The 22,902-nt window shown below is 65.9% G+C and carries 21 protein-coding genes and 1 tRNA gene; 7 read left to right on the forward strand and 15 right to left on the reverse strand.

Features of this window, described 5'->3' with window-relative positions:
* Window positions 1–51 precede the first annotated feature (51 nt).
* Window positions 52–128, forward strand: a tRNA-Arg gene (locus P1U75_RS19550).
* A 132-nt stretch (window positions 129–260) separates the two neighbouring features.
* Here P1U75_RS19550 and P1U75_RS19555 read toward each other — a convergent pair.
* From P1U75_RS19555 to P1U75_RS19590, 8 genes are read right to left on the reverse strand one after another with little or no spacing between them, the layout of a single operon-like run.
* A complete protein-coding gene (locus P1U75_RS19555; RefSeq protein WP_300246353.1) occupies window positions 261–1,154 on the reverse strand; it encodes an FAD:protein FMN transferase in 894 nt (297 codons plus the stop codon).
* The gene (locus P1U75_RS19560) at window positions 1,151–1,687 is read right to left on the reverse strand and encodes a nitrous oxide reductase accessory protein NosL (protein WP_300246355.1); all 537 of its coding nucleotides are present in this window, start codon (window positions 1,685–1,687) and stop codon (window positions 1,151–1,153) included. Before P1U75_RS19560 ends, P1U75_RS19555 begins: the two co-directional genes overlap by 4 nt.
* A complete protein-coding gene (locus P1U75_RS19565; RefSeq protein ID WP_300246358.1) occupies window positions 1,684–2,505 on the reverse strand; it encodes an ABC transporter permease subunit in 822 nt (273 codons plus the stop codon). Before P1U75_RS19565 ends, P1U75_RS19560 begins: the two co-directional genes overlap by 4 nt.
* On the reverse strand, window positions 2,502–3,395 hold the full coding sequence (locus P1U75_RS19570) for an ABC transporter ATP-binding protein (protein WP_300246361.1): 894 nt from the start codon (window positions 3,393–3,395) through the stop codon (window positions 2,502–2,504). The genes P1U75_RS19565 and P1U75_RS19570 overlap by 4 nt, the downstream gene beginning before the upstream one ends.
* The gene (locus tag P1U75_RS19575; RefSeq protein ID WP_300246364.1) at window positions 3,385–4,644 is read right to left on the reverse strand and encodes a nitrous oxide reductase family maturation protein NosD; all 1,260 of its coding nucleotides are present in this window, start codon (window positions 4,642–4,644) and stop codon (window positions 3,385–3,387) included. Before P1U75_RS19575 ends, P1U75_RS19570 begins: the two co-directional genes overlap by 11 nt.
* 3 nt (window positions 4,645–4,647) lie before the next feature.
* Window positions 4,648–6,555, reverse strand: a complete 1,908-nt coding sequence (nosZ, locus tag P1U75_RS19580) for a TAT-dependent nitrous-oxide reductase (RefSeq protein WP_300246366.1) — start codon at window positions 6,553–6,555, stop codon at window positions 4,648–4,650.
* A 12-nt stretch (window positions 6,556–6,567) separates the two neighbouring features.
* Window positions 6,568–8,724 carry a NosR/NirI family protein gene (locus P1U75_RS19585; RefSeq protein WP_300246467.1) on the reverse strand — a complete coding sequence of 719 codons (2,157 nt, stop codon included), beginning with the start codon at window positions 8,722–8,724 and terminating at the stop codon, window positions 6,568–6,570.
* A 23-nt stretch (window positions 8,725–8,747) separates the two neighbouring features.
* Window positions 8,748–9,329: a DUF2946 domain-containing protein gene (locus tag P1U75_RS19590; RefSeq protein ID WP_300246368.1), complete on the reverse strand. Its 582-nt coding sequence runs from the start codon at window positions 9,327–9,329 to the stop codon at window positions 8,748–8,750.
* A gap of 476 nt (window positions 9,330–9,805) precedes the next feature.
* Here P1U75_RS19590 and P1U75_RS19595 point away from each other — a divergent pair, with 476 nt between their 5' ends.
* Both P1U75_RS19595 and P1U75_RS19600 read left to right on the forward strand, forming a co-directional pair.
* A complete protein-coding gene (locus tag P1U75_RS19595) occupies window positions 9,806–10,489 on the forward strand; it encodes a Crp/Fnr family transcriptional regulator (RefSeq protein ID WP_300246370.1) in 684 nt (227 codons plus the stop codon).
* Window positions 10,490–10,509: 20 nt separating this feature from the next.
* Window positions 10,510–11,073: a DUF4202 domain-containing protein gene (locus P1U75_RS19600; RefSeq protein WP_300246373.1), complete on the forward strand. Its 564-nt coding sequence runs from the start codon at window positions 10,510–10,512 to the stop codon at window positions 11,071–11,073.
* On the opposite strand, the gene P1U75_RS19605 is transcribed toward P1U75_RS19600, so the two are convergent.
* From P1U75_RS19605 to P1U75_RS19635, 7 genes are all read right to left on the reverse strand, one after another.
* Window positions 11,063–11,380 carry a cytochrome C oxidase subunit IV family protein gene (locus P1U75_RS19605; protein WP_300246376.1) on the reverse strand — a complete coding sequence of 106 codons (318 nt, stop codon included), beginning with the start codon at window positions 11,378–11,380 and terminating at the stop codon, window positions 11,063–11,065. The two genes, P1U75_RS19600 and P1U75_RS19605, sit on opposite strands and share 11 nt — an antisense overlap.
* A 9-nt stretch (window positions 11,381–11,389) precedes the next feature.
* Window positions 11,390–11,950 carry a cytochrome c oxidase subunit 3 gene (locus tag P1U75_RS19610; RefSeq protein ID WP_300246378.1) on the reverse strand — a complete coding sequence of 187 codons (561 nt, stop codon included), beginning with the start codon at window positions 11,948–11,950 and terminating at the stop codon, window positions 11,390–11,392.
* Window positions 11,947–13,878 (reverse strand): VWA domain-containing protein, encoded by a 1,932-nt coding sequence (locus P1U75_RS19615; RefSeq protein WP_300246380.1) that lies wholly within the window; start codon window positions 13,876–13,878, stop codon window positions 11,947–11,949. The genes P1U75_RS19610 and P1U75_RS19615 overlap by 4 nt, the downstream gene beginning before the upstream one ends.
* Before the next feature lie 8 nt (window positions 13,879–13,886).
* A complete protein-coding gene (locus P1U75_RS19620) occupies window positions 13,887–14,696 on the reverse strand; it encodes a CbbQ/NirQ/NorQ/GpvN family protein (RefSeq protein WP_300246382.1) in 810 nt (269 codons plus the stop codon).
* A gap of 5 nt (window positions 14,697–14,701) precedes the next feature.
* Window positions 14,702–16,069, reverse strand: a complete 1,368-nt coding sequence (locus P1U75_RS19625; protein ID WP_300246384.1) for a cbb3-type cytochrome c oxidase subunit I — start codon at window positions 16,067–16,069, stop codon at window positions 14,702–14,704.
* A gap of 13 nt (window positions 16,070–16,082) precedes the next feature.
* The gene (locus P1U75_RS19630) at window positions 16,083–16,535 is read right to left on the reverse strand and encodes a cytochrome c (RefSeq protein ID WP_300246386.1); all 453 of its coding nucleotides are present in this window, start codon (window positions 16,533–16,535) and stop codon (window positions 16,083–16,085) included.
* Between the two features lie 101 nt (window positions 16,536–16,636).
* On the reverse strand, window positions 16,637–18,685 hold the full coding sequence (locus P1U75_RS19635; RefSeq protein WP_366915073.1) for a 4Fe-4S binding protein: 2,049 nt from the start codon (window positions 18,683–18,685) through the stop codon (window positions 16,637–16,639).
* Window positions 18,686–18,797: 112 nt separating this feature from the next.
* Here P1U75_RS19635 and P1U75_RS19640 point away from each other — a divergent pair, with 112 nt between their 5' ends.
* From P1U75_RS19640 to P1U75_RS19655, 4 genes are all read left to right on the forward strand, one after another.
* Window positions 18,798–20,549, forward strand: a complete 1,752-nt coding sequence (locus P1U75_RS19640; RefSeq protein WP_300246388.1) for a nitrite reductase — start codon at window positions 18,798–18,800, stop codon at window positions 20,547–20,549.
* Between the two features lie 76 nt (window positions 20,550–20,625).
* Window positions 20,626–21,402, forward strand: a complete 777-nt coding sequence (cobA, locus tag P1U75_RS19645) for a uroporphyrinogen-III C-methyltransferase (RefSeq protein WP_300246391.1) — start codon at window positions 20,626–20,628, stop codon at window positions 21,400–21,402.
* A 61-nt stretch (window positions 21,403–21,463) separates the two neighbouring features.
* Window positions 21,464–21,742 carry a cytochrome c gene (locus tag P1U75_RS19650; RefSeq protein WP_300246471.1) on the forward strand — a complete coding sequence of 93 codons (279 nt, stop codon included), beginning with the start codon at window positions 21,464–21,466 and terminating at the stop codon, window positions 21,740–21,742.
* Entirely contained in the window at window positions 21,739–22,902 is a 1,164-nt protein-coding gene (locus tag P1U75_RS19655; RefSeq protein WP_300246394.1) for a cytochrome D1 domain-containing protein, read from the forward strand. Before P1U75_RS19650 ends, P1U75_RS19655 begins: the two co-directional genes overlap by 4 nt.

Raw genomic sequence — 22,902 nt, forward strand, 5'->3', positions numbered from 1 at the left:
CGGCCAAGCGCTTGCCAGCGGGGACGAATTTGGCCAGAACGTGGACAGGTCGGCCCCGTGGCTCAACTGGATAGAGCAGCCCCCTCCTAAGGGGCAGGTTGCAGGTTCGAATCCTGCCGGGGTCACCATACGCGCCAGATAGCATCAGAAAGCTGTCCGCAACCGGTGCCGCCGGGCGATCGTTGCGACGTCAACGACGGCATCCGGGAACAGGTTGCCGGGGTCAAACCTGAAACCGCATGACCCGGTGCACCCGGTCGTCAGGCCTCGGCCTCCAGACGCGCGTGCGGGAAATGCGCCAGGGCATCCGTGCCACGCGCGGGCGGCAGCAGACAGAGCGCGGTCGATAGCCCATCGGCCACGGCCGCGGTGGGGGCCGAGACCGAAACCAGCGCGCGCGAGGGCGCACCGCCGGCAGGGTTCAGGATATGGCCCTGTCCGGTTGTGGCATTCAGCAGGGTGCCTTGCGGCGCAGATGTGGCGAGCGCGCGGTCGCTCAGGGTCATGCGCCGAACGATTCGGCCCGCGGGGTCGGCGATGCCCACCGACCAGGGCGCACCGTCGGCGCGGCGGCCCGATGCGGCGATCTCGCCCATGTCGATCAGCACGTCGCGCAGCCCCCGTGCCCGCAGAAGTGCGGCGATCCTGTCGGTCACCGCGCCCTGGGCGATGCCGTTCAGCGTGATCGCCATGCCCGGGGTGTCGAAGCGCACCGCAGCGGCGTCAAAGCGCAGCCCGGTCCAGCCGATACGTGCGCGGGCCGCCTCGATTTCCTTTCCGGTTGCCAGCGCCAGCCACAGCGGCTGCACCGTCGGATCGAACGCCCCGCCGGTCGCATGATACAGAGTGTCCGACAGGCTCAGAACCTGCAGCAACTCGGGCGAAGGTGCGGCCAGCACGCCGTCACGGTTCAGCCGGGCGATCTCGGAGTCGGTGCGGTAGAGACTGAAGATCGCTTCCAGCCGAATCAACTCCCGCTCGACCTCGGCAAAGATCGGCGCGGCTTCCTCCTCGGACAGCCCGGCCAGTTGCATCGACACCCCGGCGCCCATGGCGCGGCCCTGCCAGCGGGCGGTAACGGGTGTCGCCCCGGCCGGCAGGGCGGCGCAGGCGGCGGCGATGGTCAGAAATCTGCGGCGGCTGAAAGGGGTCATGACGGAATCTCCAGTAGCGGGGTCTCAAGGATTTTTTCCAGATCGACGGGGCCAAGGGCGGCATCGTCGGGAATGTCGGATATCGGCAGTGCCTGGCCGCCGTAGCGGGCGATGAATCCTTTCGCCTCTGCCGCATCGGCAAAGGGCACGATCTCGGGCGCACCCATGCCGCCGGCGACTTCTGCACCGACCACGAATATCGCAGTCCCGGCGGCGGTCCAGTTCTCGGGGCCGGGGTTTTCCCAGCTTCCCGCGCGGCCCATGTCGCTGACATAGACAGCGGTGATTTCGGCGTCGCGCTCGGGGCTTTTCAGATAGGCCACAAGGTCACGTACCTGGGCAAAGAACAGCGGCTGCTCGTGGCCGTCCAGGTGAATCTGCCCCTTGGGTCCGCCGTGTTCGGCGATGCTCATCTGGCAGAAATAGCTCAGCGCGGTTTCGGTCAGCGGCGCCGGGGGCGGGGGTGCCGCGGCCTCATCCTCCTTGCAGGCGGTCAGCGCCAGCAGCGCGGCAAGGACAAACCCATGTTTCATGGCTCGACCCTCCGGAAGGCGGCGCGGGCGGCGGCAAAGCCCAGCACCGGCCAGACCAGCAGCGACACCGGCGCCGCCCAATCGGGCAGGGCGCGCGCCGCACCGGCCATGCCGCTGCTCAGCGCGACACCATCCGAGGCGGCGATATTCCAGACCCGGAACGCATCGGCGGGGTTGGCCACCATCACCCAGGGAAACACCGATTGCGTGAAGGCACCGCCCTGGTCCATCACCACCGCGCCGAGCAACCCGAGGTCATAGAGCACCACGAAGATCAGCCACAACCCGGCCGACATCCCCGCCGCGGCGGTGGTGCCCGGCGCCAGGGCCGAGATCAGGTAACCCAGCGTCAGGAACACCGCGCCCAGCAGCACCGAGGTGCAGATCAGCCGGGCCAGCGCGATGAGGCTGTCTGATCCCGCGCCGCCGGACCATGCCGCCACCGCCCCGGCGCTGCCGAACCCGATGACCATGGCGAAGGCAAGGGCTGCCAGTTGCGCGGTGAACTTGCCCAGCAGAACCTCGCCGCGCCCGGCCGGGTAGGACAGCAACAGCGCAAGGCTGCCGCGATCGGCCTCGCCCGCGATGGCGTCGAAGGAGATCATCAGCGCCAGCAGCGGCGCGAGATAGACCGACAGCGTGGTCATCGAGGCGACGGAAACCGTCAGCATGTCGACCCCCAGCGTGCCGGTGGGCGCGCTTCCCGCAAAGGTCAGTGCCAGCGCGAACAACACCATGATCAGCGTCGCGACCACCAGCCAGCGGTTGCGTTTCAGGATCAGCATCTCGGTTCGGGCGATGGCGAGGAAACGGATCATTGCGGCACCTCCTGCGCATAGTGGCGATAGAGGTCCTCCAGCCGGGGCGGGGTGATGTCGATGTCAGTCACGGCCTCGCCCATCGCGGCGACCCGGCGCAGCGCCTCCATCTTTTCCGCCGGGCTGCACAGGATCTCGACCGAGGCGCCGTTGACCCGCCGCCCGCCGGTCTGTTCGGCAATCGCCCCGGCATCCTCGCGGGCGCGGATGCGCAGGCGGATCGGCAGACCGGCCCGCGCGCTCAGCCCGGCAAGGGTATCGTCGGCCACGAGCACACCCCGGCGCAGGATGGCGATCCGGTCGGTGCGCGCCTCGACCTCGGTCAGGGCATGGCTGGCAATCAGCACTGCGGTTCCCTGCCCGGCCAGTTCGTCGATGATGTCATAGAGATCCTGCCGCGAGATCGGGTCAAGCCCGCTGGTCGGCTCATCCAGCAGCGCCACGCGCGGGCGGCCCAGCAGCACCTGTGCCAGACCCAGCCGCTGCCGCATGCCCTTGGAATAGGTGCCGATGCGGCGGTCGAGCGCGTCGGCCAGCCCGACCCGGTCGAGCAGCGCGGGCACATCGGCGCGGGCGCCAGCCAGCCGGGAAAACAGCGTCAGCTGTTCGCGCCCGGTCAGCGCGGGATGAAAGCTCACCGCCTCGGGCAGAAAGGCGGTCGCCGCCCGCGCCGACCCGCTGCCCGGGGCTGTTCCGGCGACGGAAATGCGCCCGCCGCTGAGCGGAGTCAGCCCAAGAATGGCCTTGATCAGGGTCGATTTTCCGGCCCCGTTATGGCCCAGCAGCGCCACTCGTTCGCCGGGCGCGACCGACAGCGACACGGCGTCGAGAACCCGCAGCTTGCCGCGGGTCTTGCTGGCCTGTTCGATCTGCAGAACATTATCCGTCATTTGTCACCTTCTGGCTGGCCTCGGGCCGCGCCGGTTTCATCACCGGATGGGAATCGATCACACCGCCGGGCAGCAGCGCCGGGAACGCCGATTGCGACCAGCGTACCAGTTGCACCGCCGGCGATCCCATCAAAAGCTTGGCCGCCGGCTGGGTCCACAGCACGTGGTCCATGCTGTCGTTGGGCCGATAGGGCGCGTCGGCAATGCCGTCACCATCCACATCGAAGCCGGCGAAATCGCTCCAGTAGTTGCCGCGACCGTCCTCGGACCATTCCACCCATTTGGTCGAGACATACTTGACCTGTGTGCGATTGCCGACAAAGGCATTGCCGCTGATCCGGTTGTCCTGCGATCCGGCGGTGAAATGGATTCCGATGCCGCAGCCCTCGAACCAGTTGCCGGCAAACCGGTTGCGGTGCGCGTTGTAGAGAAAGGCGCATTTGCCCTTGGTGCCCTTCACGTAATTGCCGCTGATCTCGCCCTTGTTGGCATAGTTCAGCATCACCCCATGGTCGCGATCCCCGACCGAGACGTTGTCGGTGACCTTGACCCGGGTCGAGAACATCACCGCATAGCCGAGGTGATTGCCGATCGAGACATTGCCGCTGACCTCGCTGTCATCGGCATACATGTAATGTACCGCAAAGCGCAGATCGCGGAACAGGTTATCGCGAAAGATGTTGCGCTTGGACGAATTGACAAAAATCCCGTCGCGGCCAAACCGGATGTCGTTGCCCTCGACCACCGCGCCGGGTGCGTTCCAGACATAGACGCCGTTGCCGCGGGCATTCATGCGGGCATCAAGGCGCCCCTCGATCCGGTTGCCGGCAACGCGAGCGTCCCTGGCGCCGTGGATGTCGATGCCATAGAGATTGCCCAGCAGCACGTTGTCCAAGATCTTCGGCGCGCGCGCCGTCTTGGTCAGCTTGATGCCGCTGTCGATCCCCTCGTGCCCCGAGCCTGAGCCGATGACGGTCAGGCCGCGCAGGGTGACGCCGGGGCCGGTGACGGTGATTACGCTGCCCGCGCCCTGGCCGTCGATAGTTGCGTGCCCTTGCCCGTCCAGCACCACGGGCCGGTCGAGCACGAGGGTTTCGGCATAGGTGCCGGGACGCAGCCGAAGGACGTCGCCATCCTCCGCCTGCGCCAGGGTTTCGGCGATGGCCCCCGGCCGGTTCGGCACGTCCCACTCCGCCGCGGCGGCAACCGCGGCGAAGAGGATCGGCATCAGGGCAAGAAGCCAGCGCATCGGTCAGACCGCCCGCGGCTCGACCAGCATGCGGCCGCGCATCTCCATGTGCAGCGCGTGACAGAACCACTGGCAATAGTACCAGTGCACGCCCGGACGGTCGGCGGTGAAGGTGATCGAGGCGGTCGCCTGCGGTGCAACTTCCATCGCCACGCCATAGTTCGAGATGGTCAACCCGTGCGTCAGGTCGTCGATGTCGTCGATATTGGTGACATAGATCGTCACCTCGTCGCCCTGTTTGACGGTGAACTTTTCCAGGCTGAACACAGGCGCCGAGGAATACATGTAGACCCGCACCTTGTTGCCATCGCGGATCACCTCGTCATGGCCGTCCTCCAGCACCACACCATCGGCGGCGGCCTGTTTGACCGCATCGGCGAACATCGGATCGTCCCGCGACCAGACCCGCGCAGGGTTGACGATATCCGACCGGACCAGGATCACGTCATGCGGTTCGGCAAAGGTCGGGCCGTCATGCACGACCTTCATGTCGTCCGTGGAAATGTCGATGATCTGCTCGTTCTCGGGCTTCAGCGGACCCACGTTCAGGAACCGGTCTTTCGAGAACTTGTTGAGCGAGATCAGCCACTTGCCGTCGGCCTCCTTGGTTTCGCCCATGGTCGTGTGGTTGTGGCCGGGCTGGTAATGCACATCGACCTTGGAGATGATGGGATCGACATCCTCGCCGGCATAGGCGCGCACTGCCTTGGCCATGTCCCATTTCACCACCTGGCTGTCGAGGAACAGGGTGGTATAGGCGAACCCCTTGCCGTCAAAGGCGGTGTGGAGCGGCCCCAGCCCCAGTTCCGGTTCGGCCACCACGCAGGAGCGCGGGTCGGCATCCTCGTCGAACAGCGCATCGACCTTGGTGACGTCGATCACCGAGCAGGTCGGCGACAGCTTGCCGTTGATCACCACGTATTGCCCGTCCGGGGCGGTGTTGCAGCCATGCGGGCTGTTCGGAATCGGGACATAGCGGGTGTATTTCTTGTTCTGGCCCTTGCGCCCGTCGATCACCGGCACGCCGTTCAGCACCTGCACATCGCCCGACGCCACGCCCTTTTCGATCTCCTTGAGGTTGAAGATCACCACATGGTCCATCTCGTTCTCGGTCATCTCGGTCAGGGTCATGCCCATTTCCGAGTTGTACGAGGTCGAGAACGCGTATTTGCCCTGATAGTCGCAGTCGGTGTTGTCGAGGTTGCCCGAAACGATCACCTGCCAGGACACATCCATCGTATCGCCGTCGATGGCGGAAAAGATGTTCACGTATTTTTCCGGCTCGTCCAGAATCGACCCGTCGTTGACCAGCGGCGCCTCGTGTTCGCCATTGGCAAAGACATATCCGGTGCGCGGGAATTTCTGCGGCCGCAGCCCATGAATGTCGCTGGCGTTGGGGATCTCGGTGATCTTGTCGCATTTCATCACGTCGCAGCGCACCCGCGCGACACGGGTATTGGCCTTGTCGTTCATGAAGAGATAGCGGCCGTCATAGGTGCCGTCGGTGAACGACATGTGCGGGTGGTGCAGGTCGCCGTTGTCATAGGTGACCTTGCCACGCTTGGCGAGGAACTCCTTGGTTTCGGGCAGCAGCCCTTCGGTCAACACCTTGAGGCTTTCGTTGGTCTGGCCCCAGCCGGTGGCCGAGCAGCGGTTGAACACCGGCACCCGGACCAGCTCGCGCATCGAGGGAATGCCCAGGATGCGCAACTCGCCGGACTGGCCCGAGGACCAGAAGCCATAGTATTCGTCCAGTTCTCCGGGCTCCAGGTTGATCTTGCCGGCGGCGTTGGCCGCGGGTGCGCTCATCAGCGTCGCACCAAGGCCGGTTCCGGCCATCACGGCCCCGGTTGCCGTCGCGCCCAGCAGGCCGCGACGTGTGACATTCAGTGTCTTTTCCTGTTCCGACATTGTGTGCTCCTTTCAGGAAGTGGGTGTTGGTTTCGCGTTGGGGTGGTTCGCCGGCGGATCGCCGAGCGGCATCTTCAGATCGGCGGTCCCCACCTTGGCCCGGCGCTTGATCCGCTTGATTACCACCGGGCATTTGCTTTCCGACTGGTAGAGAACCTGGCAGTGCAGGCAGTCGATGCATTCGTTGGGGTTGATCTCGCCGGTCGGGTGGATCGCCTGCACCGGGCATTCGTTGGCGCAGGTCTGGCACGGGTTGCCGCATTCCTTGTAGCGGCGCAGCCAGTCGAACATGCGCATCCTGGCCGGGATCGCCAGCGCCGCGCCCAGCGGGCAGAGATACCGGCAATAGAACCGCTCGACGAACAGCCCCAGACCCAGCAGCACCAGCGCGAACACCACGAAGGGCCAGTCGCGCATGAACTTCAGGATGATCGCGGTCTTGAACGGCTCGACCTCGGCATAGGTCTCGGCCATCGGGATCGAGACCATCGACAGCCCGAACAGCCCCAGGAATATCATGTATTTCACCGGCCACAGCCGTTCGTGCAGCCCCCAGGGCAAGGTCCATTGCGGCAGCCGCAGGGCGCGGCCGATCTGGTTGACCAGCTCCTGCAGCGCGCCAAAGGGGCACAGCCAGCCGCAATAGGCCCCCCGCCCCCAGAAGATCAGCGCAGCGGCCACCGCAAACCACTGGATGAAGACCAGCGGATCCAGCAGGAAGGCATCCCAGGTAAATCCGGTGCGCAGCGTGCCGGCCAGCGCCATCAGGTTGACCACGCTCAGCTGCGCATTGGCATACCAGCCCAGGAACACCAGAGACACGGTCAGGAACCCGATCCGGAACCAGTAGAACACGCGCTCGTTCGCGGTGGCCTGGAACTGGAAGAAGAACACGCCCGTCAGCACCAGCAGCATCGCGGCCAGTCCGGCGATCTGGCCGGTGCGATCCTTCCAGATGCGTTGCCAAAGGGCGGTCTTGGCGGCCTCTTCGCCGCTGGTATCGCTGACCAGCTCGGGCGCGGGCGCCCGCGGCAGCAGATATCCCTCGGGCAGGCGATAGCCCAGGTCGAAGGTCAGATAGCTTTTCTGGACCGCCCCGACCGCGCGCTGCACCAGCAGTTGCAGGCGGTACGGTTCCGCCGGATCGAACCCGGCATCGGCGGGAATGCGGAACAGGTCCAGCTCGGTGAATTCGGGGGCGTCGGCCGCGGCCAGCGCGCCGATCCGCTTGTGCTGGCGATCGACGAAGCGCACCGATTGATCGCCCTGGATTAGCTGGATACGGTCGAAGATGCCGCCGCGGACATAGCCCGATCCCTTGAAGCTATAGCGCCCCCGTCCCATCACCAGGATCGCCTGTTCGCCCGGCTCCAGCGCCTGGGTCAGATTCTGGTACTCGGAGTCGCCCAACAGGCTGCGCCCGATGCTGGGAACCGAGACCAACGCCATTTGCAGGTCGATGAAGGTGTCGGATGCCTCGCCCGGCTCCGGTCGGCTGATCGCGCGGGCATCGCCGCTGGCCTCGAACGCCGCGTTGATCTGGCCCACGTCCAGCGTCAATCGCCGCACCGATCCGTCGCCCGCCAGGGTGATCCAGTCGGTCACCTCGGTCTGGCTCATGTCGATTTCACGCGGGGGGCCGCTTGGCCGGGCCGGTGACAACCCGCCCAACCCCAGCGCGCGCGCCACCTTCAGCCCGCCGCGCACGATGCTGTCGTCGATCACCATGATCGTCACCGTCGCGCCCGAGATGATGTCCAGATCATGCGACTCGCCGCCGGTCTCGGCCTCGGCCTTGAGGTCCAGCCCGGCATAACCTTCGGTCAGCCGAATCATCTTCGCGTTGGGAATGCCAACAAGAACAATGGGTTCGGAGTGCTTGACCAGCTTGACACCGGTCATCACCGCGTCGGGGTCGATCGCGGCCACCACGTGGATCGGCTTGCCGGAATATCCGGTGGTGCCGACGAAATCCGAGGTCAGGAACGCCCAGGCGACGGTTTCGCCGCCCTTGAGCACCGGTGCGACCGGCACGTCCTCGCGGATCGGGCCAAAACTATCGGCGCCGGGAACCAGTTCGTCTGGGGAAATGTCGGGAAGGAAACTGGCCAGGCTGTCTGCCCGGGCCGGAGTGGCGAGGATCGGAGAGAAGATCAGGGCCAGGGCCATCAGCCAGGAAGATATCGCGCGCTTTACGTCCACAGCGCACCTCCTTTGTTGGGGATTGACGCTTTGGACGCGACCGGGGCGCGGTCGGTCATGTTCTTGGGCGCGGACGGGGGGCCGCGCGGGCTGGGCCAGACCGCGCGCGGCACGGCACGGTCGGTTTGTGCATCAGGCAGGGTCGCGGCACGCGCCGCACCGTGAAGAAGGGTCAGTGAAATCGGGTCAGGCGGAACCGCCGCAGCAGTGCCACCGTGGGACAGGCAGAAACCGCAGCAATCACAGGGGCCGTCAGGGACGCGTGGCGATTGCGGCGCCTCTTCGTCCCCGAAATCCACGGGCACCACCACGACACCCTGATCGGAACAAATCTCCATCCAGTCGGCCTGCGACGCCCGCGCCAAACCCGGCGCCAGCAGTTGCAGGATCAGCGCGAAAATCCCCAGAATCGTCGCCACCGGGCACGCGCCGCACCGGCGCCGGGGCGCGGCGTCGGACACGAAGGCCGGGTGCTGGATCCGGAGAAACATGGTCACTTCCATACTCTTGTTCTGCGTCGGGTGTATGCCCCAGTGGTGCGGATCGACTTGATTCATGTCAAGCAAACCCATTCATTTATCCAGAAAACCCAGCCTGAGGGATTTCACTCGGAAGGAACCGCGACCCGTTCTTCAAATATCGTAATTTCGCAATATTAACAGGAAGTTGAGCAAATCTGTTGAAATCGGCTCAGATGGTGCGAAACCGCGATCCCACACACCCGACAGCCCCGTGCCCGGACATAAGCAAGCGATTTGGAACCGGCTTCGCGACGACGGATCTGCCCGGACGAAACGGCCTCTCCACAGCGGTTCAAAGGCGGACCATTCCTTTGCCGCTTGCGATGTCTCCGCATCCGTCAGTCGATCCGGGCAAGGTGACGGGCTCCTCTGGGTGCATTGGTCTGGACCACGACCCATGCAGACCGGTCGGCTCACCTCGATCCCCGCCCGTCGCCGTGGACGATCGGCTCGCTTTTTGCTAGCACAGGCGCGGGAACCGGCGGCAGACCCTGCCCGTGCAGGACAGCAACGAAAAAGGACAGGTCTTGATCCAGGAACACCACAGGGTGATCGCGCGCAAGTCCGTGCTGCTGCGCTCCCTGCCCGATCAGCACGTCGAACCGCTGTTGTCCCGGGCGATCCACCGCCACTACGAACGGGGCGAGACGCTTTTCCTGCAGGATGAGGCCGCCGACGCGATCCACATTGTGCTAGAGGGGTGGGTCAAGCTTTATCGCGTCACCCCGAACGGCAACGAGGCGGTGGTCGGGGTCTTCACCCGTGGCGAAAGTTTCGGCGAGGCGATCGCGCTGCGTCACCTGCCTTATCCGGTCTCGGGCGAGGCGGCGACCTCGGCCGAGGTTCTGTGCCTTCCGTCCAGCGTCCTGATCGACCTGATCAAGCGCGACGCCGAGGTTGGGCTTTCGATCCTGTCCTCGACCTTCACCCACCTGCATTCGCTGGTGGCCCAGCTGGAGCAGCTCAAGGCGCAGACAGGGGCGCAGCGGGTGGCCGAGTTTCTGCTGGATCTCTGCGATGGCGATGGTGGCAGTTGCATGGTGAAGATGCCCTATGACAAGGTGCTGATCGCCGGGCGGCTGGGGATGAAACCCGAAAGCCTGTCGCGCGCCTTTGCCCGGCTCCGGCAGTCCGGGGTGACCGTCGAAAGGAACCAGGCCCGGATCGAAAATGTCGAACATCTCCGGGATCTGGTGGAAAACAGCGGCTGAGCACGAGGAAAAACGAGCAGATGACCGGACATCTTGACCAGGCGCTTGCCGCCATCGACACCGCCAACGCCGCCGATCCGCGCCGTGAATCGGGGAGTCCAGAGGCGCTTTTGTACGGTCAGCGCATGAGCGCGGAATGTGACCGCCTGTTCCCCGATGCGCCGGAGGTGCTGAAGATCGCCGCGCGCGGCCAGCATATCGAGCGTTGGGTGCTCAGGCGCGCCGACTACCCCGAGGGCCGGGCCGGATACCTGGCCTGGCGCCGGGACCTGGCCGAGCACCACGCGACCCGCGTGGGTCAGATCATGGCAAAGGCCGGCTATGATGCCGAGGCGGTGGAACAGGTCGGCCGGATGCTGCGCAAGCAGGGGATCAAGCGCGACGACACTGTGCAGGCGCTGGAGGACGTGATCTGTTTCACCTTCCTGAAATGGTATTTCGCCCCCTTTGCCGCCAAGCATTCCCCGGAGAAGGTGGAGGACATCGTCGAAAAGACCGCGCGCAAGATGTCGCCCGAGGCCCGTGCGCGGGTGCTGCGCGAGTTCGACTTGCCGGAAACATTGGCCGCCGCCTTCAGGACGTGACCCCGGGGACCAGGTAAAGCGCCAGCAGCAACAGGCCGAACAGCGTGAGCGTCAGGTTGAAACCACGCCGCCAGGACGGTGCCCGCCACAGCCCGAGGTATCGCGACAGGATCAGCCGCGATTTGACCAGCGCCAGCGCCAGAACCACCGCGCCGGCCAGCCGGCGGTCGATCTGCACCCCGGCCAGCGCGGCGACCAAAGCCGATGCGCCGCTGAGCGCGACAAGCGCGATCCAGGCCCGCGTGAGCGCATCGGGGCGCAATCCGGGCCGCGTCGCCGTTTGTCTTGCCGGTTTCAAATCCTCCATCGCATCGCCCTACCCAAGCAAATAGACGACCGGGAACAGCAGCACCCAGACCAGATCGACCATGTGCCAGAAGGCGGCGCCGGTCTCGATATTGGCGGGTTCGTCCCGCCAAGCCACCAGCAACAAGATCACGACGCCGGCGGCGACATGGGCGGCGTGAAATCCGGTGAGCAGGTAGTAGAAGGTAAAGAACGCGTGAGTATCCCAGGCGATCCCCTGTGCCGCCTTGTCGGCATATTCCGCGCCCTTGATCACCAGGAACACCGCCCCGAGCGCCGCCGCCGCGACCAGCGCCAATCGCGCAGCACCGCGCCGGGAAGCTTCGCGCAACCGCAAGGCCCGCGCGGCCAGAAAGCCGCTGGTCACAAGAACCACGGTGTTCAGCGCCGCGCCGGTGCGGTGCAGATGGTCCTGCGCCTCGGCAAAGCCCAGCGGGTCGGTCAGCCGCACCGCAAGGAACACGGCCAGCCCGGCGCCGAACACCAGCAACTCGCTGACGATCAACACCCAGATCATCAACTCGCCCGGCAATTCGTCCAGAATCGAGGGGGTTTCAACGTTCTGGGTCATCCGATCACCAGCTGGCGATAGATCTGCGGCAGCGCATGGGTCAGCTTGTCGGGATCGGGCACGATGGCAAAGCCGCCCTGTCCGAACATCCGCGCAAACCACGATTTTCCGGCGCGATCTACCGTCACGCCGTAAACCGCCTGACCGGCGCGGCGCGCCTCGCGCACCGCCATCGCGGTGTCCTCGATGCCGTGGCGCCCTTCGTAATGATCCAGGTCATTGGGCTTGCCGTCGGTGATCACCAAAAGCAGCCGGCGCTTGCGCGCCTGCACCGCCAGATCGGCCGAGACATGGCGGATCGCCGCACCGAGACGGGTGTAGAAGCCGGGGCGCAGCGCGCCGATGCGCTGTTCGACCTGCTCTCCCATCGGCTCATCGAACCCCTTGCAGCGCTGCACATAGACCCGGTCGCGCTTCAACGACGAGAATGCGTGGATCGCGAAACTGTCGCCGCAGGCCTCCAGCCCCCAGGCCAGCGCGTCCAGTGCCTCGCGCTCGATGTCGATGACCGCGCGGCCTGACACCGCGCTTTCGGTCGAACGGCTGACATCCAGCAGGATCGACACCGCCAGATCGCGCGCCTCGGGGCGCGACTGTAGCCAGATCCGGTCGCTGCCCTCGCTGTTGGCGCAGCGGTCCACCTGCGCGCGCACCGCCGCGTCCATGTCCAACCCGTCGCCGTCCAGATGCCCGCGCGTGGTCACCCGACCGGGGCGCAGCGCCTCGAACTGGCGCTTGACGGCGCGGATGCGGCGGGCGGCGGCGGCGTCATGGGCATAGGCGGCATTCGCCTCGCCCGCCTCGGCGATGGAGGTCAGCACGCAGCAGTGATCAGGCAGGTAACGCCCGGTGCGGCAATCCCATTCGGGATACATCACCTTGCCCGACAGCCGTTCGCGGTCGACGTCCTCGGGCGCCAGGTCCAGGTGCAGTTTCAGCCGCGTCGCCGGCGCCTTGGAGATCTGGCCAAGCCCGATCTCGTCCTGGTCGTCGGCGGCCTTGCGGGCGCTGTCGGGATCGTCGTCATCGACCCGGCGGTTAAGGTTGAGGAACTCGGCCCAGCTGAGGATCGCCTCGAACTTGTGCAGGATGAGGCTGTCGTTGCGTTCGGCCTGATCGGACTTGCGCCGCCGGGCGCGGTGGGTTTTCTCGCCGCTCTCCTCGGGCGGGCCGTCGGTGTCGCGGCTTTCGGCCTCCTGCGCTTCGGAAAACTGCACAGGTCGCAGATCGGGCCAGAGCGGCACCGGCCGGAACGGCCGGTAGCCGCGCGGTGCGCTCACCGCGTCCAGCGCCCCGGCGGTCATCCCCTGCCACATCGGCGTGGCGTCGGCCGACAGATCGTCCCCCAGCATGTGCCGAATGATCTGTTCCACCGCCGTCTCACTCGACGGCAGGTCAGGGGCAGCCCGGTGATGCAGGACACCTCCGCACAGCGCCTGATACAGGTCCGTCAGCCCCGGCGCGTTCTTGAGCGTTGCTGCCACCATGTGCCGCGCGGCGGCCAGTGCGCGCAGGTCGGCGTGCAGCGGGTCCTCCGCCTCGATCCGGCCCGGCGCATGGGCGGCGCAGGCCGCCAACCAGACGTAAAGCGCGCCGTTTGCCGCCCGCGTGGGCAGCACCGCCAGCCGGTCCGGCAGACGCAGCACCTCGCCGTCGAAACTGGCGCGCGGCAGGGCCTCGGCCTCGGTGCCCAGCCGCCGCCGCCAGCCCAGCCGGTGGCGCGAGATTTCGTCGGAGACCGGGCGCAACTCCACGCTCGGGTTGCCGCCCAGCCCCCGGAACAGAACGGCCAGCCGTCCGCCGACCTCGGAAAGATCGACAGCGGCCTCATCATGCGCCTGCGGCGCATCCAGACGGCTGGCAAAGCTGTGCCACAGTTTCCCGACGGTTTCCTCGGGCTCCCATGGCTCAAAATCGATCCGTGCCATCGCGGGCCTCACCCGAAAACAGCGGTGACAAGATCGAAGAGGCCGCGTTTTACATCCTCGTCATCGGTCAGGGGTTCGATCATCGCCGCGCGAATGGCGCGATCCGGCCCCATGCCCTGGGCGATCAGGGTCGCGGCATAGACCACGAGGCGGGTCGAGACCCCCTCTTCCAGGTCCTGTCCCTTGAGCCCGCGCAGTTTGCCCGCCAGCCGCACCAGCGGCTTCACCCGATCACGCGCAAGGCCGCTTTCGCTGGCGACCACCTGCTCCTCCAGCTCCGGCGGGGGAAAGTCGAATTCGAGTGACAGGAACCGCTGCCGGGTCGAGGGTTTCAGCGTTTTCAGGATGTTCTGGTAGCCCGGGTTGTAGGAGGCCACCAGCATGAAGCCGGGCGCGGCCTGCAACTCCTCTCCGGTGCGGTCGATCGGCAGGATACGGCGATCGTCGGTCAGCGGGTGCAGCACCACGGTGACATCCTTGCGCGCCTCGACCACCTCGTCGAGGTAACAGATCGCGCCCTCGCGCACCGCGCGGGTCAGCGGCCCGTCGACCCAGACGGTTTCCCCGCCCTTCAACAGGTAGCGCCCGATCAGGTCGGCGGCGGCCAGGTCATCGTGACAGGCCACGGTATAGAGCGGTCGACCCAGTTTCGCCGCCATATGGGCGACGAACCGGGTCTTGCCGCAGCCGGTCGGCCCCTTGAGCAGGACCGGCAGGCCGTTGTCATGGGCGGCGGTGAAGACTTCGCATTCATCCGCCTGCGCCAGGTAGAAGGGGGCGTTAGCCGCCCCCGTTCCAAGGGTCAAGGATCCGTCCATCGGCCTCACTCCGCCGGCGCCCGGGCGGGCCCGGGTTCGATCACCTCGCGGCGCGGCACCCAGAGCGCGTAGAGCAGCAGCAGCGCCCCGACGACAACCGCCACACCGGCGCCGAAGCGCATCCAGTAGAAGATCGCCAGCTGGTCCTGCACGTCCATGTAGTAGTCGCCGATGACCCTTTGCATGTGGGTCTGGATGGTGCCGGCAAAGGTCAGCGTGAAGGTCATGAAGACCATGCCGCCCGACATCAGCCAGAAGCTGCCCATGTTCAGCACCTGGTTATAGGGATCTCGCCCGCGAAGGATCGGCATCGCATAGGTGAAGATCGCCAGGTTGAGGCAGACATAGGCCCCGTAGAACGCCAGGTGACCGTGCGCGGCGGTGATCTGGGTGCCGTGGGTGTAATAATTCACCCCGTGCAGCGTGTGCATGAAGCCCCAGACACCGGCCCCGAAAAAGGCCAGCGTGGCACAGCCCAGCGACCAAAGCAGCGCCGCCTTGTTGGGATGGTCGCGGCGGCCCTTCCAGACCATGACGAAGGCAAAGGACATCATCGCAAAGAACGGAACCACCTCGAACGAACTGAAGATCGACCCGATCCACTGCCAATAGCCCGGTGTGCCGATCCAGAAGTAATGGTGCCCGGTGCCCAGGATGCCCGAGAACAGCGCCGCGGCGACGATGACATAGAGCCATTTCTCGACCACCTCGCGGTCGACCCCGGTCAGCTTCAGCATCAGGAAGGCCAGGATCGAGGCCATGATCAACTCCCACACGCCTTCGACCCAGAGGTGCACGATGTACCACCAGTATTGCTTGTCCAGCGCCAGGTTCGACGGGTTGTAGAAGGCGAAGAGGAACAGCAGCGCCAGCCCCCAGAGCCCCAGCAGCAGGATGCCGGTGATCGCGGTCTTCTTGCCCTTCAGCACCGTCATGGTGACGTTGTAAAGGAACATCAGCGCCGCCACGACGATGCCCACCTTGACCCATTTGGGCTGTTCGATGAACTCGCGCCCCTCCTTGCCGAGCAGCCAGTTGCCCTCGAACAGGTTGAACATATAGGTCAGCACCGCGCCCAGCGTTCCGATCACCAGGATCGCCAGTTGCAGATAGGCCAGTTTCGAGCTGTGGATCTCGCGTTCGGCCTCTTCCGGGATCAGGAAATAGGCGGCGCCGAAGAACCCCAGCAGCAGCCAGACGATCAGCGCGTTGGTATGAATCATCCGCACGATGTTGAACGGCAGCAGTTCCGACAGGGTATTGGGCGCGACATAGATCCAGCCGGCCAGCAGCCCGAAGCTCACCTGCGTTGCGAACAGCGCCATGGCCACGCCGAAATAGGCCAGCGCGATTTTCTGTGTTTGGTATTTCATGATTTCAGCCTCCTCAGCCCGCGTCGTTGGGCGGCCAGTCCTGCGCGTCGATCGAATCGACCCACAGCAGGAAGTCGGCCATGTTGCGAATTTCCTCGTCGTTCAGGTTGAACTGCGGCATCTGGCGGCGCCCCTCGATGCCGGTGGGCTGGGACTCCATCCAGCCCTTGAGGATGTCAAAGGCGCCCTCGGGGTCGTCCTCGACGCCCCAGCGGGTCATTACGTTGGCCAGTTCGGGGGCGAAATAGGCGCCCTCGCCCAGAATCGTGTGACAGTTGATGCAGCCCTTGTCCTCCCAGATGTGCTTGCCCGCCGCGACGCTGTCGGTCAGCGTGGCCGCGTCGGTTGAGGTGGTGACGATATAACGGTGTGAATGGACCGACAGGCCCAGAAAGATGATGATGAAGAACAGCGACCCGCCATAGAAAATGTTGCGGGCCATGCTCTTTGTCATGACATCGCGCATTGGGCTCTCCTTTGCGCCAGGTTGATAATGGCGGCAAACTGGGCCCGGACGGGCGGCACAGCCTTAACGAAAGTCAAGCCGGGGTCGGTTTCGCGCCGCGTTCATGCACCACGGGCCCGGCGTTTCAGCACCGGGCAGGTTTCGGGGTCGTGCAGGACCACCTGGCAGCGCAGGCACAACACGCATTCGTTCGGGTTGATTCGGCCAAGGGGGTCGATCGCGCCGACGGTGCATTTCTGTTCACACAGCCGGCACTCGCGGCCGCATTGCGGGCGCCGGTGCAGCCAGTCGAAGATCTTCAGCTTGGCCGGGATCGCCAGCGCCGCGCCCAGCGGACAGAGGTAGCGGCAATAGAACCGCTCGATGAACAGCCCCGCCGCCAAGAGCGCCAGCACAAAGACGACGAAGGGCCAGGCCCGGATCATCCGGAACGAGATCGCGGTCTTGAACGGCTCCGCCTCGGCCAGGATCAGCGCGTCCTTCATCGAGTAGAAGGACAGCGCCAGAATGGTGATGAACAGCGTGTATTTGATCACCCACAGCCGTTCGTGCAGCGCGTTAGGCACCGCGATCTGTTTTACTCCCAGCCGCCGGGCCGCCGCGTTCAGCAATTCCTGCAACGCGCCGAACGGGCAGAGCCAGCCGCAATAGACCCCGCGGCCCCAGAACAGCAGCCCCAGCGCCACGAAGCACCACAGTACGAAGATCACCGGCTCGGTCAGAAAGGTCTCCCAGCGGAACCCGTTCAGCAGAGATTGCAGAAAGGCGACCACCTGCACCACCGACAATTGCCCGCCCACGCCCCAGCCCAGCCAGAACAGCGTGACCGTCAGAAAGCCCAGCCTGAACCGCAGCCAGGCCCGCTTGCGCCGCACCAGCGCCTCTTGCGCGAACAACGCGGTGGTCAATACCACCAGCATCGCCAGCACGCCGATTACCACCGGCCATTTGCGCTGCCAGATCTCGCGCCACAATGGTTCGGGCTCCGGCGGCGGCGGGGTCAGGAAGTGCTCCGGCAGGCGGTAATCGACGCCGATCATCATCGACACCACGCCGCCGTCCTCCGCCGGGCGGCTGGCGGTGACCTCGACACGGAAGGGTGCTGCGGGATCGAACCCGTCGCCGCCCAGCTGGAACAGGCTGCGCTCCTTGAACTCCGGCGCGTCTTGCGCCGCCAGCCGGTCGATCCGGGTGTACCCCTCGGCGCGCAGGGCATGGCGCCGACCGCCCTGCAGCACCGCGATCCGGTCGAACACGCCGCTGCGGCGCCAGTTCAGGCCGCGATGGGACTGCACCCCGCGCGAGGCGACGAACAACGCCACCTTGCCCGCCGGAAGCGCCCCGACCGCGCGGGTGTACCCCTGTTGGCCAAGGATGTTCTGGCCGATTTCCGGCGGATCGAGCAGCGCCACATGCAGATCGATGAAATCCCCCGCGCCGGGCTCCGGGGGGTGTTTCGCGCCCGCCAACGCTTCGGCCGCCCGGGTCCGGTCGATCCGGGTCGCGGCAATGGCGCCCATCGCGGAAAGCTCTGCCCAGCCATGCGGCGCAAAGCCTAGCCGGTCGATTCGGTCGCCGCCCATGAGACCCTGCGCCAGCGCCAGCGTGCGCCCCACCCTCAGGATCGAATCGCGAATCACCCCGGTTGACACGGTGGCGCGCGAAATGATGTCGGGCTGGTCCGCCTCGACGCGGGCGGCGGTTTCCAGCGGGCGGGTCAGGTCGATCCCGGAAAACCCTGCGACGAAACCGGCGATGTCGGCCTCGGAGAGGCCCAGGGTGAGAACAGGCTCGCTATGCCGCATCAGCCGGGCGCCGGTGATATGCGCCTTCGTGTCGATCGCGACCAGCATGTCGATCGGGCGGCCCGAGTAGCCGACCGAATGCGTAATCGCCCAGCTGGACCCGATATATCCCAGGATCCGGCCCTCGGGGCCGGTCACGCGCCAGCCGGGTCGATCCGGGCCCTCTGGCCAAACCGTGACGGTTCCATCGACACCGAGCAGGGCGGCGGCAATCGCGGAGTCGGGTTCCGCCGCCGGTACGCTGGCCTCGAACGAGGGCCGGGTCTGCGCGGCCCCCATTCCGCCCAGCAGCAGGAACAGAAGACCTGCCAGCGCGGCGCGCGCATGTCCGAGGAATCGATCCATGCGGTCTTGGCTACGCCGCGTTTTGAATCGCCACCTTAACATAAATCAAGGCGAAGCACTTTGCGTTCCCGCAACCTCCGGCCAGCCTCACCAGCACAACGGAGATACCGTTATGAGACCAAGAACCCCCATTCGCGCGCGCCTGTTTTTGACAAGTGCGGCCTTTGCCATGGGGCTGGCCGCGCCGCTCGCCGCGCAGGACAAGCCCAAGACGCACGCCGATACCCCGGCCGCCGCCTATGAGCCCAGCATGACCACGCTGGGAGAGTTGCGGGTGGAGATCCCCGGTCGCAGGGAGGGCGATCCGGTGATGACCGAGGACGAATACAACATCGCCAACAAGATCTATTTCGAACGCTGTGCCGGCTGCCACGGCGTGCTGCGCAAGGGGGCCACGGGCAAACCGCTGACCACCGACATCACCCGCGAGAATGGGTTTGAATACCTGCGCGACTTCATCACCTACGGCTCGCCCGCCGGCATGCCCAACTGGGGCACCTCGGGCGACCTGACCGAGGAAGAGGTCGACATGATGGCGCGCTACATCCTGCTGGAGCCGGCCGCGCCGCCGGAATTCGGCATGGCCCAGATGCGCGAAAGCTGGAAGCTGATCGTTCCGCCGGACCAGCGCCCGACCGAGAAGATGAACGATATCGACATCGACAACCTGTTCTCGGTCACCCTGCGCGACAGCGGCGAGGTGGCGCTGATCGACGGCGCGACCTACCAGATCCACTCGGTGATCAAGACCGGCTACGCGGTGCATATCAGCCGGATCTCTGCCTCGGGGCGCTACCTGTTCGTGATCGGGCGCGATGCGCTGATCAACATGATCGATTTGTGGATGGAAACCCCGGCCACCGTCGCCCAGATCAAGATCGGCTCCGAAGCGCGCTCGATCGAGACCTCGAAAATGCACGGGTGGGAGGACAAATACGCCATTGCCGGCGCCTACTGGCCGCCGCAATACGTGATCATGGATGGCGACACGCTGGAACCGCTCAAGATCAAGTCGACCCGCGGCATGATCTATGACGATCAGGAATATCACCCCGAGCCGCGCGTTGCGGCGATCCTGGCGTCGCACTTCCGCCCCGAGTTCCTGGTCAACGTGAAGGAAACCGGCAAGATCCTGATGGTCGATTACTCGGACATCAAGAACCTGAAGGTGACCGAGGTCGAGGCCGAGCGATTTCTGCATGACGGCGGGCTGGACAGCTCCAAGCGGTATTTCCTGACCGCCGCCAACGCGCGCAACAGGGTGGCGGTGATCGACACCAAGACCGGCACGCTCACGGCCATCGTGGATACCGACGGACAGACCCCGCACCCGGGGCGCGGTGCCAACCTGATGCACCCGACCTACGGGCCGGTCTGGGCGACCTCGCACCTGGGCGACGACACCGTGGCGCTGATCGGCACCGACCCCGAGGGGCATCCCGACCAGGCCTGGAAGATGGTTCAACAGCTTTACGCGCTGGGCGGCGGATCGCTCTTCGTGAAATCGCACCCGAGTTCGGAACATCTCTATGTCGATGCGACGCTGAACCCGGATGCCGAGATTTCCGGCTCGGTCGCGGTGTTCAGGATCGCGGACCTGGACCAGGAGGAACCGGAGTTTGCCACCCTGCCGATCGTCGAATGGGCCGATATCTCCGAAGGCCAGCCGCGCGTGGTGCAGGGCGAGTTCAACCGGGCCGGCAACGAGATCTGGTTCTCGGTCTGGAACGCCAAGGACCTGCAAAGCGCCATCGTGGTGGTCGATGACAAGACGCTGACGCTCAAGGCGGTGATCAAGGACCCGAGGCTGATCACCCCGACCGGCAAGTTCAACGTCTACAACACCCGGACGGATACCTACTGATCCGCAGGCAAAAATCGGCGCGGGCCGGACGCGATCCGGCCCGCGCCTTTCCCAAACGCCCCTGAAGGACATTGCCATGACACAGCCGGGAAAAGTCTTTCTGATCGGCGCCGGGCCGGGCGACCCGGAGCTGATGACCCTGCGCGCGCTGCGCCTGCTGCAAACCGCCGACACGGTGGTCTACGACCGGCTGGTGTCGCGCGAAATCCTCGCACTGGCGCCGCCGGAGGCCCGGATGATCCCGGTCGGCAAATCGCCGCATAATCACCCGGTCCCGCAGGAGCGGATCAACGACATCCTCGCGCAAGAGGCCGGCGCCGGGCACATCGTGGCGCGGCTGAAGGGGGGCGATCCGCTGATCTTCGGCCGTGGCGCCGAGGAGGCGGCCCACCTGGCCGAGCACGGCATCGCGGTGGAGCATGTTCCCGGGATCACCGCCGCGCAGGGCGCGGCCAGCGTCGCCGGCGTGCCGCTGACCCATCGCGGCCTGGCGACCGGCGTGCAATATGTTACCGGCCACCGCGCCGCGGACCAGGTGCTGGATCTCGACTGGAAACGGCTGGCCAATCCCGACACCACGCTGGTGATCTACATGGGCGTCGCCAGCATCGGCCAGATCGCGGTCGGCCTGATGACCGAGGGGCTGCCCGGCAGCACCCCGGTGCTGGCGGTCTCGCGCGCCACCACGGCGGAGGAAACCCGGCTGCTGTCCTCGCTGGGGCGGATCGGAACGGACAGCCGCGACAGCGGGCTGGCGGCGCCGACGCTGTTCATCATCGGCAAGGTCGTCTCGCTCTATCGCGGCCAGGTGGTGCCGGACGAGGCGATAACTCAGGTCAGCGCCCGTGGGTGATCCGCGCGGGCATAAGGTTGCGCCGATCCTCGGGCTGGCGTGTCTGGGTTTGGGCCTGCTCCTGCTCCCCGACACAGCCCGCGCCGCCGACGCGCCGGATCCGGCGCCACTGAAACGGCTGGTGCACCAGGATTGCGGCTCTTGCCACGGGCTCACGCTCAAGGGCGGGCTGGGTCCCGACCTGCGCGCCCCGGCCCTGGCCCATTACGACCCCGAAACGCTCCGCACGGTGATCCTCGACGGTATCCCGGAAACCGCGATGCCGCCCTGGCGCCCGCTCCTGACTGAGCAAGAGGCTGCCTGGATCGCCGACTACCTGCTGAAGGAGGCTCCGAAATGACCCGGGTTTTCGCCGCGGCGCTGGCCCTGCTCCTGGCCGCGCCCGCCGCCCCGATGGCCGAAACCGCCGCGCAGACCGTCGCCACCGGCGACCTTGGCCTTGTCATCGAGCGCGCGACCGGCTCGGTTCTGCTGGTCGATCAGTCCGACCGCGCCGCGCTGGCCCGGATCGGGGGGCTGGGCGATCTCAGCCATGCCTCGCTGGTCTATTCGCCGGACGAACGGTTCGCCTATGTTTTCGGCCGCGACGGCGGGCTGACCAAGGTGGACATCGTCACGCGGCAGATCGCCGCCCGGGTGATGCAGGCGGGCAATTCCATCGGCGGTGCGATTTCCGACGATGGCAAACTTGTCGCGGTGTCGAACTATGAGCCCGGCGGGGTGCATATCTTTGACGCCGATACGCTGGAGATGGTCGCCGACATTCCGACCGGGTCCAAGACCATCGGTCTGGTCGATGCGCCGGGCCGCCGCTTTGTCTTTTCCCTGTGGGACGCGGGCGAGACCTGGATCGCCGATCTCTCGGGCGAAGTGCCGCAGATCACCAAGATCCCCGGCATCGGCAAAAACCCCTATGACGCGCTGATCACCGCCAACGGCCGCACCTATATCGCCGGGCTGTTCGGTGAGGACGGGCTGACCGCGCTGGATCTGTGGGACGACACCCCCACCCCAATCCGGGTGCTGCCCGGCTACGGGCGCGGTGAGCGGCAACTGCCGGTCTACAAGATGCCGCATCTTGAGGGGTGGGCGCTGACCGGGCGCGACTTTGTCCTGCCCGCTGTCGGGCACCATCAGGTGCTTTGGATCGACGCCGCCACGCTTACGGAATCCGGCCGCACCGATACCCACGGCCAACCGGTCTTTGCCATGGCCCGCCCCGACGGGCGACAGGTCTGGGTGAATTTCGCGCACCCGCTGAACGACACGGTGCAGGTGATAGACACCGTGACCAAGCAGGTGATCCACCAGTTCAAACCCGGACCGGCGGTGCTGCACATGGAGTTTACCCCGCGCGGGCACCAGGTCTGGATCAGTGTCCGCGATGCCGGAAAGGTCATGATCTATGACACCCGGAGTTTTGAAAAGATCGGCGAGATCGACGCCGACAGCCCCTCCGGCATTTTCTTCACCGCGCGCGCGCACCGAACCGGGTTGTAA

This window comes from Antarcticimicrobium sp., assembly GCF_029212575.1.
Lineage (GTDB): Bacteria > Pseudomonadota > Alphaproteobacteria > Rhodobacterales > Rhodobacteraceae > Antarcticimicrobium.